The sequence below is a fragment of the Leucobacter sp. 1207-22 genome (assembly GCF_052850455.1).
This window is the reverse complement of sequence record NZ_VXCR01000005.1, coordinates 78,901-93,503: the sequence shown is the minus strand read 5'-3', so window position 1 is coordinate 93,503 and position 14,603 is coordinate 78,901. Positions and strand designations below refer to the sequence as shown.

The following is a 14,603-nucleotide window of genomic DNA, read 5'->3' as shown; positions in this document are numbered from 1 at the left end:
CGCGCGCTCGCCGCATGGCAATAACCTGCTTTCGGCTGCGCTGGCCTTCTCACTGCGGTCTCGAGGACCGTGTGTTATCGAAGGGGAACCGGCGGCTCCGGAATTGCCGGTGGCGTATCGGGGAGTGAGGCAGACTCCAGGCCACAGGTCGTAATTGGCGGTGGCGAATCAGGCAGAATCACGGGATGCCAAGGCGACTTGCGGCGATCATACGTGATGAGCTGCACTTCAACATCCGTATCGCGAATCTCGCCAGGGTGAAGCCCATCCCACTTTTCGAGGGGTGTCAGTGATTCCGTAAACCACCAGCCCTGTGCATCGGTAGCGGTCGTCACTCCGTATGCGACAGCCAACTCAACAGGCTCGGTCGACGGCGGTTGGGTGATCCGCACTTTGATGAAACCGAGCGAGGAAGCGACGCCCGCAATATTGATTGAGCCGGGGCCCTCCTGCTCGAAGTAGCAGAGGTAGTTCGGCTGCAGGGTGTGGTCGAAGCCGTCACCCGGATTCGTCGGCTCGCCGTCATCGTCACTCGTGCCATTGGAGCTGGCGGTGTGATTTCCTGCGGTATTTCCGGTCGAGTTTCCTGTTGCATTGCTCCCAGGCTGACCTGCGTTGCTGTCACCATTCGCGTTGCTGCCATTTGCAGAGGCGTGGCCGTCAGCGTGCGCGTTGCCACTGGCGTGCGCGTTGCCACTGGCGTGCGCGTTGCCACTGGCGTGCGCGTTGCCACTTGCACTGGCGAGCCCGTCAGCGGCGGCCCCACCATCTACGCCAGCAGATGCAGAACCCGAGGCTGATCCTCCTGCGTCCGCGGCGGCAGACGAGTCTGGTCGTTGCACGGGTGCGCTCGTGAACACAGATGGGAGCGGATCGATGAGGTCCTCGGCGTCCTCTGCATCGCTCGGTTGAGTGGCCGCCGTGCGTTCGGATGCTTCAGCAGACGACGTTGTCTCCTCGGCAACGACCGATGAATCGGGGTCGGGCGCCGCAATGGATTCTTCTGGCGCAGCGGCCTGTAGCGCGAGGCCAGCTGCGAGCGCACCAGCCGCGATTGCGATGGTCGTTGCGCCTGCGGTAACGCCGCCAACCGGAGACTTGAGCCAGGCGAGGAGTCCCTGAACACCTGATCCGCCGACGTTCGAGGCACCGGTTGCTCCGGCAGTTCCGGCTGCAACTCCGCTCGTGCCTGACGCACCAGATGCCGTGGCGATGTGTGAGAAATCGGGCATCGCACCAGTGCCAAACGCGGATCCGCCAACCACTGCCGCAGAAGCGGGTGCCGTGCCGGTGAGAGTCGTGAGCCAGGCCGCAGAGGCACTTGAGCCGAAGACCAGAATGAGCAGTGCAGGAACGACGCGTCTGCGAGCGGACTCGAGTTCTACTGCTGCTTTCGGGCAGGTTTCGCACGTGCTGAGGTGCTGTTCTAACTCTGCGGTTGCCTTGCGCGAGAGCCGACCTCGTTGCAATTTCTGCAAGAGCTGCAGCGGGCGTTCGCACTCGGGCGCGTAGGTCTTTTCGGCGAGGTGGGCATCGACCCAGGCGAACCTGAGTCCCTCGCGCGCACGAGCAGCGAGCTTTGACACGCTATTGGCTGAAGTGCCCATGAGCGTCGCAACCTCGCGGGGCGGTAGTTGCTCGACCTCGGTGTACCAGAGCACGGTTTTCCATCGCTCATCGAGCGAGGCGAACGCGCGAGCTGCAGTCTCACCGTCCAGGCTTGCCTCGTCCCATGGGAACGAGGTGTCAATGTCGACGAGTGCGTCGAGCGGTTCACGCACAGCTTGGTTGAGCGGATCGCGGGTCTGCAACGAATCTGCCGCGACCGAACGGATGACCTGGTACAAGTACGGGCGAAAGGTGCTTTTGGGGCCTTTGCCAGCCTTCAGCGCTCGAAAGATCTTGAGAAATGCCTCTGACGTGAGATCTTGTGGGTCGAGCGAGGGAGCGATGTTGCGCGCGGCAGTATTGCCTGCTCTCGCATGCCTGTTCCAAAGCTCCGTATAGGCGTTCAAGTCACCCGCTCGGGTCGCATCAAGCAACGCCGAATCGGGTGCTGAGCGCACCTGAATGTGGGCCATTGAGTCCTCCCCAAACTCGTACCCAGTGCTGGCTCAAGTACCCCCTGTACCGGCCAAACGGCGTTAAACGCCGTGAATCCCCAGCATCAAGTATGCGTTGAATACTCAAATAATGCACACATGTTGTGAATCTTCAGATGAATTTTTGTGGTTCGCGTCACGATTTGAGTCTTTTGCCGGTGTCTATATGTGGGTCCGGCTTCTGTCTCCAGGAATCCCCTTTCTCAGTGCGGGAGTCGGGCCTATGAACGTAATGCGTGAGGGACACGCATTGATGGGGGAAACATGGTGGAGAATTCGGCGCGCGCGGAAGCGCGGCGGAGGGCTTCGGAAGCAGTGCTTCCGGGAAGCAAAAACACACAACTGCAGCGTGGGGAGCGCCGCAGTGTGTGGTCACGAATCGTTGCGGGGCTTGCAGCAGTCGCAGTCGGCATCGGTTTGGTGAGTGTTGCGGGAACCGCGGCTCAGGCAGCAGTGCCCGGCATCAACATTTCGGTGCTCTACAAGGGAGCGGTCGTTGCAGACGATGCCGTGATTCCTGAGGGCGAGCAGATGACCCTGCGCGTGCAATATGACGCAGCACAGCAGATCGCAGGCAAGCAGATCAAGTTCACGCTTCCGAAGCACATTTCGGTCTCAGGTGGGCTGCCGAAGAATGAAGCCATTGAATCTGCCGTGCAGAACGCAGATGGCACCTACACGGTCGTCTTTAAGGACCCGATTCCCGGCGGCATTACCGAGGGTGCTTTCGCTATTCAGCTTGTTGCGGGCAAAGTCGACGGCAACACTGAGTCACCCATCAGCTGGGAAATCGGTGACGACTCAGGTGGCGTGAAAATCATTGTCGAAGAGACAGTGACGCCGCCCGAGACGATTACTGATGGATACGAGAAGTCCGTAGATTCGAACCTGCTCGACGAGTTCGTCATCATCGGTGACGCCCCTGAGTACGCATTTGTTGGACTGAAGCCTGAGCTCGCCGACAAGAAGCTGACCTACACGCTCACCATGAACTCGGCAGAAGCGCGCACTGCCTACTCCATCGTAGACACGCTCCCCGAGGGAATGAGCTACGTCAGCGATTCATTTACCGCAGAGCTCACCGCTGCAGGCGAGAAAAACTCAGTTTCCTTCGCTCCCGAAATCACCGGAAACAGCTTCGCAGGAACGGTTGACGTGCCAGCGCAGTCTGCGCTGAAGATCACGTACCAGGCACAGGTCACCGACCTCGCTCAGCTCGAATCAGCGCTTCGCGCACAGTACGACGACCGTAAGGGCACCCCTGGTGTCTACGAGATCAAGCTGACGAACACTGCGGTGTTCGGAAGTGAGCACGAGCGCAAGACTGACGTGTACCTGCGCGGTAGCATTCCCGGTGTTGGCGCAGGCCACTACTTCGGCAAGAGCGGTAACTGGAACTTGCGCGATGTCATCACCGATGAGCAGGGCAAGCTTACGCCTGCGGCTCCGATGACGTACACGCTGAGTGCAGATCTCACCCCCTGGGACGAGCGCAATGCGAACTTCACTCTGCAGCAGAACGTTGTCATCAGTGACACGCTGATTGAGCAAGCATCGTGGAAGACCGGTGAGGGCTTCATCGCCATCGAAGGCGCGGGCCCGATCGATTCGCTGACTGAAGCGACTGGCTTCAGCGGATCCGCGGCAGACTTCGCAGCCAACACGTACGTCGGCCAGTACGCCGTTGTCGGACAGACACTGCTCGTCAACATTGGCAAGGACAAGACCACGAACGTTCAGGTCAAGGTCAAGGCGCAGTTGAACACGGTCGCTGGGCTGCCAGGCAACGACAAGACCACTGTTGTTGGCGGTACTTCGTACCCCTGGAACAACAAGGCTGAGTTCTACTACGGCGGCGATAAGCCCGTGAAGAAGGAACACAACGCGCAGGTCATCGTATTGCCGAAGGATCTCGAAGGTGGCGTGAACGACTCTTCTGCATTCTCGAAGACTGTCGGTGAAGACGAGGTGCGCGTGGTTCCTGGCGAAAGCGCGAAGGTGCCGTACCGCTTCGAAATCGACACGGCGAAGCCGAAGGTTGATCCGCTGAAGAGTCAGATCATTGACGAGATTAACACTGACATCTTCGATGTCTCAGACCTCGATTCGATCCCGGTTTCCGGCACGTACGGCAACGCGAACCTCACTCGTGAGCATTTCGCATTGAGCACGAACAAGGCAGGTCACGTTGTGGTCGAGCTGAGTGAGTCAGGCAAGAAGGTCGTTGCTGCAGAGCCCAAGAACCAGCGCTGGATCGTCGATGTGGTGTTCACCACGGTTCCGCTCACCGGCAAGCAGACGCTTGAGATCTACAACCGTGCGACCCTGCACACTGTTGACTCGGACTGGGACTACTGGAGCGACGATGAGTCGGAGGCCACCTCATTCGGTGACGAGGCCGAGATGCGTAAGCGCGTGTTCGACCGCGAGACTGGCAAGTGGACCGCGGATCTGAACGCTGTAGTTGAAAACGGAGCGTTTGTTGAAGACCGTTTCGTGTATGCGATTGAGCTGATTCCTCGCGGCAGCTATGGCCGGGACTTCCCTGTGAGCGTCTTCACTCGTGAAGATGTGTTGCCTGAGTCACTCGAGTTCCTCGGCTTTGTCGAGCTTGATGCTGATGGCGTCCCGAACCTCGATAGCGTGACCGACGCAGAAACCGATATGCACGGCAACGTGCTCTCGAGCTATGCAGACGGAATCGTCACGATCCGCCAGGCCGACGGCACGAACCTTGACCCCACTGAGGGTCGCATCGTGACGTACTTTGCGGTTCGTGCAAATGACGCATCGCAGCCGATCGTGAACACGATTGCTGGCTCAGAAGCGGTGATTACCCCTGTCGGCGATCCAAGCATTGACATCGAGAAGTGGAACGACGAGGGCGAACAGCCTGAGTACGACGCCTCAGGTGCGCTCACGAATAACGGATACGCTGGTGACCACGACGAGCTGCCCGGGCTCTCACTTGAGGCAGACAAGAAGCAGGCGATCAACTTTACGGTCTCAAATAATGGCCGTGAAGACCTCGTCGACGTGCGTGTGAGCGACGAACTTGTGAGTGGCACAGGCGAGATTACTGATCTCGTGTGCACGTTCCCCGATGACTCGACCGGCACCGAGTGGGCCGGACCCTTCAAGATCGGCACGCAGTTCTCCTGCACCGGCACCCTGCCTGAGCTGGGACTCGACGCAGTGCATAGTGACCGTGCAACGGTTACTGCTGTCGGCGTGCACACTGGCAAGTCGGTCGATGATTCAGACGACTGGCACGGATTCACCCCGTTGACCTCGGAGCCAATCGGCCCGAAGCCGGGCCCCGGCACTGGCACGAAGCCCACACCGGGCACGGGTGGCGGCCTCGCGATGACCGGTGGCTCGACGCCGTGGGTTGTTGCTGGTGCTGCTGCGCTGCTGCTTGCTGCGGGCGGGATGATGCTCGTTCGTCGCCGTCGTTCAGCTCATGCAGGTAGCTTGATGCGTTAAACGTGGCTGACGCGCAAATGGTCCGGTGCTTCATCCCTCGCAGAGGGGTGCGGCACCGGACCATTTGCATCTTTCGAACGAGCCCGTAAGAGTGGTGTGCTCGCGTCGCTCGTCGGATCAGCGAGGCAAGCGCACTGTGCGCCTAACTGGTTGGTTCTCCCTTTGGCTGAGCCGCATCAATGACTCGCCACAGCGTCTCACGCAGGTGAGTGAGTTCTGCGATGCTCATGTCGAGCTGCTCGGTCACTGCCGCAGGGACCGGCGGAGCGAGTTCACGCAGCGCCCAGCCCTGCTCGGTGAGTTCGACGTCGAGACGACGCTCGTCGACCGTATTGCGGGTACGGGTGACGAGCCCGGCGGACTCAAGGCGCTTCAGGATCGGTGAAATCGTAGGTGCGTCCTGCAGGAGCAGTTCACAGAGTTCATTGACCGAGCAGGGGCTGTGCTCCCAGAGCGCAAGCATGGCGAGGTACTGCGGGTGGGTCAGGCCGAGCGGCTCAAGCAGTGGGCGATAGATCCCGATGATCGCGCGGTTCGCCACCGACATCGCAAAGCACACCTGGTTATCAAGCTTGAGAGCTTCGTTGTCATCGAGCGAACTCATGCGCATCTCCTTCGACATTTGCGTTCGGGGCAACTTAAAACTAGCATCGACATGAATACTTAATGCATGAACTATTTATGCATGACTTAATGATGTTGCGCCGCAGGCTGAGCTTGGCCGTCTCTGCGCTGGACGTGACGAAAGGAGAGCTTGAGTGCGCACGCACATTGTTATCTACTGGATTCTGGGCGTCTTCCAGATCTTCCTCGCGGCTCTGTACACGGGTTGGAACCTTGCGTCGACTGGCACCATCGAGTGGTTCGGCACGATCGCCTTTACCTTTGGCGCCGGTTTTATGGCGTGGTTCGCGGTCTACTTGCAGCTCGTGCAAAAGAAGCAGGGCGGGATGCTGGTTGAAGATCAGCTCCACGCTGATATCGATGATGGAGGCCCGGAGCTTGGGCACTTTCATCCGTTTAGCTGGTGGCCGATTACCTTGGCGTTGTCGATCAGCATGATCGTGCTGGGGATCGCGATTGGCTTCTGGTTTGCCTATGTGAGCGTGCCGTTGCTCATCATCTCGGTCGTCGGCTGGGTGTTTGAGGGTTATTACGGACGCGCTGCTCGGTAGGTCGCGCTAGTTCGCAGTTGAGTCAAACCGCGCACGTGCCTGAATGACCTCCGGCATGTGGGTGCGAACCCAGCTGTCGAGAGCAAGCAGTGTTGGGTGGAGGTTTCGCCCACTCTCGCTGAGTTCGTAGGTGACGCGCGGTGGAACCTCTGCGTATGCGCGTCGAATGATGAGCCCATCGCGCTCAAGCGCTTTGAGTGTTTTTGACAGCATGCGTGGTGAAATGCCACCGACAGTTTCTGCCAGCTCGCTATTGCGCGCTGGACCCTCTGCGAGGGCGCCAATGATGAGCACTGTCCAACGGTCGCCAATCTGATCCATGAGCTTGCGGCTCGGGCAGTCAGGATTGTACGGATCGAATGGAAGTTCCTCGTTCATGGCGCCCTCTCTGAGTGGTTGACGGTATTGGTGGATCAGGCTGCCCGGTGGGTGGTTGCACGCGTGGGGCCGATCCGCGCACGTATTAGTAAGCGACGCTCATGCGCTCACGGTTGTGTGCGTTCTGCTCGAGTTCATCGACGTAAGCAATAGCGTAGTCGGCACCTGAGATTGCCGATTCGCCCGAGGCGTCGGTCATGAGAACATCGCCGCCGATGCGGAACGTGCCGGTGCGTTCGCCAGCATTCCAGGCGCCGAAGCTTGCTGCGGGGCTGACGTAGAACCAGTCCAGTTCGGGTGAGCTTGCGCGAAGGGCGTCAAGAATCGCGCCGTGGGCGCGAGCTTCGGGCAGGTAGTCGGCGGGGAAATCTGGGGTATTGAAGAGCTGGGGACCGCCGGGGGCGACCGTGAGCGAGCCTGCTCCGCCAACGAAGCTCAGTCGCGCGCCAGCTGCAATGGCGGCGGAAGTGAGGGTTGGGAGCGCAGAGATCAGCGCCGGTTCAGTTGCTGCGTGTAGTGCTACGACGATGTGGTCGGCACCCGCGACTGTCTGGCGCACGAAGTCTGCATCAAAGATCGAACCCGACCGTGCGTCAATCTGTTCGGTGCCGGAGTGTGCGGTGCGCGCGACACCGATGACCTGGTGGCCGCGCGCGATGAGTTCGGTGGTGATTGCTCCGCCTGCGTAGCCGGTGTATCCAAAGACGACGACCTGTGACATGTTGCGCTCCTTAAAAGTACCTTTTCTATAGTTACTATACAAAAGGTACTTAAGCACAAAATCAGGCGAATGTCTATATTGCGTTACCAATTGACGAGAAGTTGTCCTTTGCGAGCAATACATATGTTGTTAATAAGGGTAGCCTTACCTAAGGCGCGATAGTTTGGGTGAGACGACCCGGCTTGCGCAGTGAGAAACACATTCTTCAGGAGAACCATGTCATCTATGCCTGGGCGCCTACGCGTCTCTGTCACGGCAGGCGCGGCCCTTGCCGCTCTGCTGACCACGGGGGTGATTCCGGCGCACGCAGTGTCGGACCCCGCACAGCTCACCAACCTGCAACTCGACATTGCATTGAACCAGGAGTATCAAAACCCTGACTCGCGCGGTGGGATCTGCAACTTCTTCTCGGCGGGCACCGGCGATGAAGGGGGAGTCTTCCGTGAGCAGGTGGGTGATGTCTCGATCGTCAAGCTCACAGATGATGGGTCCGCGCAGCGTGCGTCGCGAGCGAACATCTGTCTCCCGATGTCAGGGCAGAGCATCAATCAGCGTGCACGCTTCTCACATGGTGAAGGCACACTTGATCCGGTCACTGGCGCGGGCGAAGTGCACTGGAGCGGTGCGTTCACCGCAAACGCATACGGCGGGCTCGTGCCGTGGACCTTCACTGACCCGGTCTTGACTATCGAGGCCGACGGGTCCGGTGAACTGCGTGGAATCGCAGGTGGGTACGGTGCGAATGAGGAAAACCCTGAGGGCACCTTCCCCTTGACGTCACGCTCAGTCACGCTTGCAACCTTCTCGTCTGTTGACGTTGCAGCGGGGGCCGTCGAATTCACCCCTGACTTCTTTGAGCGCGACTACTTCCCGCTGAACGAGACAGGAAATCCTGATGCAGGGCGCAGCGCAGAATCAGCCGTCTTGAAGTCAAAGGACGGCTGGGGAGCCTGGCCTGAGTCGCTCGTCGACTTCCACTACGAGAGCGGACTCGCCTCCTACTGGCACACGAGTGGTGGCAGCGCGGATCCGCATAAGTCTCCGCTTCCCATGCGCGTCACTGCGCAGGTCGAGGCGCCGGTCGAACGACCCCTCATTACCGACAACCCCAAGGCGAATCTCGAATTCCCAGTGCTCGAAGGCAATGATCTTGAGATCACTGCGGCAGCATCGGGTGCGACCGCCTACAGCTGGGAGCGTAAGAACACGCGCAGTGGTGAGTGGCAGAAGATCGATGGAGCAACCGATGCAACACTGCGCATCGAGCGCATCACCGCAGACTGGAACGGCGTTTACGTACGCATGGTCGCCGAAAACCGTGGCGGCAAGAGCTACTCGGGCGAGATCCAGCTGGGCACCGAAACTCCAAGCGACCTGCAGGTCGTCAGGCAGCCAGGAACCGTGCTCGCCATTGAAGGCATGCAGCCGGTCCTTGACCTCTCAGTTGCTGGTACTCCTGCTCCAACTGAGCTCATCGTCGAACGCTCGGTCGACGGCGGAGACTGGTCTGCCCTCGCTGGCGTGAAGACCGCACGCGGCGACAACGGTTACACACACCGACTGACGCTGCCCGTTGCCGACACCGCAGGCACGAGCAAGGTGCGAGTCGTCGTCAAGAATCGTCTCGGTCAGAGCATTGTCACTGAGGCTGCTGACTATCGCATTGTTGCGGCAACAGGCAAGCCGCAGATTGCTCTAAGCCCTTCGGGCGGCCTCGATGCCGAAGCGGGTGGCGACGTCACAGTCGTCGGTGCAAACTTCTCAGTGCCTGACAACGATCGCAATGGCTACTTTGCGCTCGACGTTGCGCTCTTTGATGACGAAGACTGGCAGCCAGGCCGGGATGCAACGCCAACGTGGGTGACCACCTCGCCCGACACGAGCTGGGGCCAGCTCAGTCAGGGCACCGTGAAGTCTGCAGGAGGGGCGTTCACAGTGCGCATGCACGTAGACGCTGACACGCTTGACCCTGAGCGGTCCTACGGCGTTGCCACGCTCTTGCGCCACACAAACCTGTGGTGGATGTCTACCTACGATGATCGTCGCGGCGACAGCTATACTCGCCTCGCACTGAATGCTCCCGCAACCGCTCCTGCGGCAGTATCGGCCGAAGAGCTGACAGAGGAGAACCGCGGCGACGTGAGTGTCACGGTGAACGCAGATGGCACCATTACTGCAACCGTGCCAGGTGAGTTGGCCGACTCAAACGTCTTCCTCACTGCTTACTCGGAGGCCCAGGCGCTCGGGTGGCATCGACTGAACGCGGACCTCGCGGTCACGACGAAGCTGCCAGACGGCTTTGCTCCCGGCAAGCACCGGGTTGCCGTGCAGAGTGTGTCAGGCGAGCTGCTGGGCTGGGCACCGTTCGAGCTTGCCGAGGTGACGAAGCCGACCGAACCCACTGGGCCGACAGAGCCGACCGGCCCAACGAAGCCGACTGAGCCAACGAAGCCCGTTGTACCGACCGAGCCGACAAATCCGACCGAGAACGGAACCGCTCAGGAGGGTGCCGCTCGTGGTGCCGATCCTGACCGAGGCCTCGCCAACACCGGTAGCGACCCTGCGCTGGGGCTGCTCATCGGCGGAGCCGCCGCGCTCGTACTCGGATCCGGCGTATTGGTACTGCGCCGTCGAAAGCAGGCCTAACTCACCAAAACGGCACTGCCCCCGCGAGTCACATGCGTGTATTCGCGGGGGCAGTGCCGTTTTGCCTGCCGTCTCGATGTGTCTGTGCGTTCGCATCGTGGGCAAGCGTTGTGTACCTACTCGGGCGTATAGCGATGATGGTCAGCGGGATGCGCACGGGGCGTAGCCGGTGCCCGCTGTATGCCTGTCCGCGCTGCGCGATTGTGTTCGCGGTCGCGCCCGTCGGTCGAACTGGGACTGTCATGAGGGGTCACGGGAATCGGTCGGGCGCGGATCCTGACGAAGCGCACCGGTCGCAAGGCACACAGGATCAACAGGGGAGTGGGAGCGGATCGGACGCAAGCAGGCAGTCCAGTACAGACGCAAACGGCCGGCCCTCCCGAAGGAGAACCGGCCGTTTGAGATGGACGCGAAGTTACTCTGCAGCAGTTTCGCGGCGGCGACGTACGATCAGTGTGCCACCGAGCGCGACGAGGCTGAGTGCCAGAACGCCGAATGCAATCGGTGCCTGACCGCCGGTGCGTGCGAGACCAGCGCCCTTGGCGTCGGTCTTGCCGGTCTGACCCGTGCCAGTGCCCGGAGTCTTGCCGTCGCCAGGAACTGCGACACCATCTTCAGTGACCGAGTACGCAAGGTAGCCAATCGCGGTGCCATCTTGAGCGTATGCGGCAACATGGTGAGCTCCAACGCGCTTGGGCAGCTGTGCGGTGACGGTGCCCGTTGCATCTGCAAGGTACCAGCCAACGAACTCAGCCTCAGAGTGCACAGAAACGCCTACCCAGCGGTTCGCGTGGTCAGCGCCCGCACGAATCGTGACCGCACGGCCGTCTGCTGAAACCGTCATACCAACTCCCGATGAGGTCTCAGTGAAGTCGCCTTCGCCAAGCATGTCAGGTGTGCCTTCAGGCTGTGGGCCTGCGAGCGCAACAGCGTCGGATGCTGCCGATGCGGGCGAAGTGCCCGCTGCATTCTGTGCGGTGACACTTGCGGTGTACGTGCCCTCTGCAAGGCCCTTGAAGGTGGCCTGCGTGACATCGCCCGCAACGTTCTGCTCAACGGCCTTGCCGTCGTGCGACTGGAGGGTCACAGTGTAGCCAGAGATCGTCGCGCCGCCGGTTGAACCGGGTGCTACCCAGCGCACGGTTGCTGCATCGCCTGTGCCCGTGATGCTTGGGGCAGCGGGTGCGGCTGGTGCGATTGCGGGGACGGTGACCGTAGCGCTTACGCCAGATTCTGAGGAACCGACAGCGTTCAAAGCCCGAACCTGTGCGGTGTAAGTGGTGCCCGGCGTGAGATTCGGGAAGACCGCCTGGGTGCGATCCGCACTCAACTGCTGGGTGCTGACGAGTTTGCCATCGACGAGCAGCTCAACGCGGTAGCCGGTGAGTGCAGTGCCGCCGTTTGCCGGGGCATCCCAGGCGACCGAGACACCGGCTGTGCCCTCAAGAGACGCGCGAACAGCTGGCTTCTCTGGCGTCGCGAAGGTGCGAACGGTCGTAGCAGGCGAAGCTGCTGACGAGCCGGTGGCGTTCGATGCGCGAACAGTCACCGAGTACTCGGTGCCCGCGGTGAGTCCCGTAACCGTCGCTGACTGCGCAGCAGCGTCTGCTGCAACTTCAGCAACCGTGGTGCCTGCGTGCTGCACGGTGACGATGTAGCCGGTGACAGCGGATCCGCCATCGGAAACCGGGGCAACCCAGCCGACGAGCACATCAGTGCCAGAAACCGGGGTCGCCGTTGGCGCTGCGAGTGCGTCAGGTGCTGTCGCGAGGGTGCGCAGTTCGGTCGCTGCTGAAGCTGCACTGGTGCCGATCGCATTGGTTGCCTGAACCATGACGGTATAGTCAGTTGCTCGTGTGAGCCCGGAGAAGGATGTCGAGAACGTGTCTGCCGACACGGTCTTTGACTCGATCTCAGAGTCGCCGGCCAAGAGAGTGACGGTGTAGCCCGTGATTGCTGATCCGCCATTCGCTGGCGCCGACCAGGTCACCGTGGCGTCGGTGACGCCTGCCGCAGCAATGACCGGAGCTGCGGGAGTCTCTGGTGCGGTCGCGGCAATCTCTGCTGCTGCAGAAGCTGCAGATTCGTCTGAGAAGCCGCCTGCGTTCTGGGCTGCGACGGTCGCGGTGTACGAAACGCCGCGTGCAAGATCGGCGAACACGACTGCGCGGTCGTTCGCCCCGACCTGCTGTGTTGCGGTGGTGTCATCAGAACCGGTGAGCGTGACGCGGTACCCGGAGATGGGGGCGCCGCCTTCGTTCGACGGTGTATCCCAAGCGACGCGCACGCCGGTCTCGTCAGAAACCTGCGCGGTGGGCTGTGCGGGGGCTGCTGGGACCGCAATGGGGTACACCGCGCTCACCGCAGAGAACGTATCAAGACGACGGTCTGAGAACACGAGGCCGTGGGCTGCCATGGTGGTGATGCCGTATGAGGCACCCTGCTGCATGGTGCCAGCGGGGATCGTGAATTCGCTCGTGAATGCACCGTCAACAATCATGTCGGCACGTACCCAGGCGGGACGACCGAGCCAGGTATCTGCAGCTGGTGGCGTCGTGCCTGGCTGCCAGACAGACGCGTCAAAGATGCTGAGGTATGCGCCGTACTGCGCTGCGGGGCCGGTGAAGCCGGTGCCCTTGACGGTCACTTTCTGTTCGGCATTCGGATTGAGCCCAGCTGCTGGGGTGACGGTCACCTGTGGGGTCGGGTTTGGGTTCGCAACGACGGCTGCCGAGGGCTGCGACGTCGTCTCGCCGACCGCGTTCTGTGCGGTGACGGTGACGGTGTAGGCCTCGCCTGGTGCGAGTACGCCGGTGGTGAATGCCGTCGCGTCTGCGGGTGCGGTTGCCTCGGTGACCGTGCCTGAAGAAGCGGTTGCTGTGACCTTGTATCCGGTGATGGCGGATCCGCCATCCTTCGGTGCCTTCCACGTTGCAGTCAGCGCGCCAGTGGCCGTGCCGTGAACTGTCGGTGCTGCGGGGGCTGCGGGAGCCTCAGGTGCAGCTGGCTCGCTGTACTGCACCTGGAGCGGCAACGTTGCCTTGCGTGGCTGGATGCTGTTCGCGGTGCCGTCAGTGGTGTACCAGTAGGAGGACTGTCCCGTCAGCATGTGGAAGTCGTTGAACTCCTGCGGGAACGCGCCCCACCATGACCGATTGTCGTCAGTGAGTTCGGCCTGTGCGTTGCGGCCCTTGCCGCCGTCATCGAAGGAGACGCCAAGGTAATCAGGGGTGACGGTGAAACCGGCATCGGTGACCTGGACGCCGGTGAGTGTGCCGATGGTCACGTCGCGGGGCGTGATGGGCTCCCATAGCTCTTGATTATCCATATCGGTGCCATAGCCGCTGAGTGATGCGGTGAGCGTACCGGTGCCGTCGGCTGCGACGGTCAGCTTCGGATCAGAGGCCGACCAGTAGGTCATGCCGCCGTAGTAGGCAACGGTGAAGTCACCATTCCAAGTGATTTCTGCGGTGCCAGCACTCGGATCGACGGTGCCTGTGCCGTTCTCGATTCGTACACGGGTGTCGGTGACTGAGTCAGGCTGATTATTGGTTTTGCCGTTGACGGGCTTGCCCGCACTGTTCTGGCACTTCGTGCTCCAGCTTGGCGCTGCGAAGGCTCCGTCAGCGTTGGGCTTCTCAATGGTGACGTTGCCAGCATGTGCTGAGTAGAAGCCATCTGCCTCTTTCCAGACACGTGCAGAGCCGGTGTTGCCTGCCTTGCCTGCCGAAAGGAAGTTGCAGCCACCAAAGTATGCGCCGCCATTGGATTCGTTATTGATGCCCCAGAGGAAGGTGGCATCTGAAATGGTGCGTTCGCCTGTCGAGGCTGCGAACGCGGCTGTCGGCGCCAGCGCGAAACCGCTGAGGGCTACCGCAGCGGCGAGTGCGAGTGAAAGCGGCCGTCCCTTCCGTCTGAGAGGTGGTACGGGTGGCGTATTGAGCATGCATATCTCCGATGAATCGAGGGGCCGAACGTCGAGCATCGGCACCGAAGTGGCGGCGAACAAAAGATCACCACAGATCCCAGGTAAGGTAAACCTTATCTTGATGGGACGAAGTCTATGCTAGCTTAGGTGAGGCTTCCCTAACCAAC

General features: G+C 60.9%; 8 protein-coding genes. 3 read left to right on the top strand and 5 right to left on the bottom strand.

From position 1 onward, the window contains the following. Positions 1-74 precede the first annotated feature (74 nt). Complete coding sequence (locus tag FW756_RS10540) at positions 75-2,081, bottom strand: sigma-70 family RNA polymerase sigma factor (protein WP_446430110.1); 2,007 nt, start codon at positions 2,079-2,081, stop codon at positions 75-77. Between the two features lie 387 nt (positions 2,082-2,468). Between FW756_RS10540 and FW756_RS10535 the strand changes: the two genes are divergently transcribed. Next, the gene (locus FW756_RS10535) at positions 2,469-5,588 is read left to right on the top strand and encodes a hypothetical protein (protein ID WP_446430109.1); all 3,120 of its coding nucleotides are present in this window, start codon (positions 2,469-2,471) and stop codon (positions 5,586-5,588) included. A 142-nt stretch (positions 5,589-5,730) separates the two neighbouring features. On the opposite strand, the gene FW756_RS10530 is transcribed toward FW756_RS10535, so the two are convergent. Further along, the gene (locus FW756_RS10530; RefSeq protein ID WP_446430108.1) at positions 5,731-6,192 is read right to left on the bottom strand and encodes a MarR family winged helix-turn-helix transcriptional regulator; all 462 of its coding nucleotides are present in this window, start codon (positions 6,190-6,192) and stop codon (positions 5,731-5,733) included. 154 nt (positions 6,193-6,346) lie between these two features. On the opposite strand from FW756_RS10530, the gene ctaF reads away from it, so the two are divergent. Further along, the gene (ctaF, locus tag FW756_RS10525) at positions 6,347-6,763 is read left to right on the top strand and encodes an aa3-type cytochrome oxidase subunit IV (RefSeq protein ID WP_446430107.1); all 417 of its coding nucleotides are present in this window, start codon (positions 6,347-6,349) and stop codon (positions 6,761-6,763) included. A gap of 6 nt (positions 6,764-6,769) precedes the next feature. Here the strand turns inward: ctaF and FW756_RS10520 are convergent, their stop codons facing one another. Continuing rightward, positions 6,770-7,141 (bottom strand): winged helix-turn-helix transcriptional regulator, encoded by a 372-nt coding sequence (locus FW756_RS10520; RefSeq protein ID WP_446430106.1) that lies wholly within the window; start codon positions 7,139-7,141, stop codon positions 6,770-6,772. A gap of 85 nt (positions 7,142-7,226) precedes the next feature. Next, on the bottom strand, positions 7,227-7,862 hold the full coding sequence (locus FW756_RS10515) for an NAD(P)-dependent oxidoreductase (protein WP_446430105.1): 636 nt from the start codon (positions 7,860-7,862) through the stop codon (positions 7,227-7,229). 216 nt (positions 7,863-8,078) lie between these two features. On the opposite strand from FW756_RS10515, the gene FW756_RS10510 reads away from it, so the two are divergent. Then, complete coding sequence (locus FW756_RS10510; protein ID WP_446430104.1) at positions 8,079-10,508, top strand: LPXTG cell wall anchor domain-containing protein; 2,430 nt, start codon at positions 8,079-8,081, stop codon at positions 10,506-10,508. 415 nt (positions 10,509-10,923) lie between these two features. Here FW756_RS10510 and FW756_RS10505 read toward each other — a convergent pair whose 3' ends face one another. Beyond that, complete coding sequence (locus FW756_RS10505; protein WP_446430103.1) at positions 10,924-14,454, bottom strand: fibronectin type III domain-containing protein; 3,531 nt, start codon at positions 14,452-14,454, stop codon at positions 10,924-10,926. Positions 14,455-14,603: the final 149 nt, after the last annotated feature.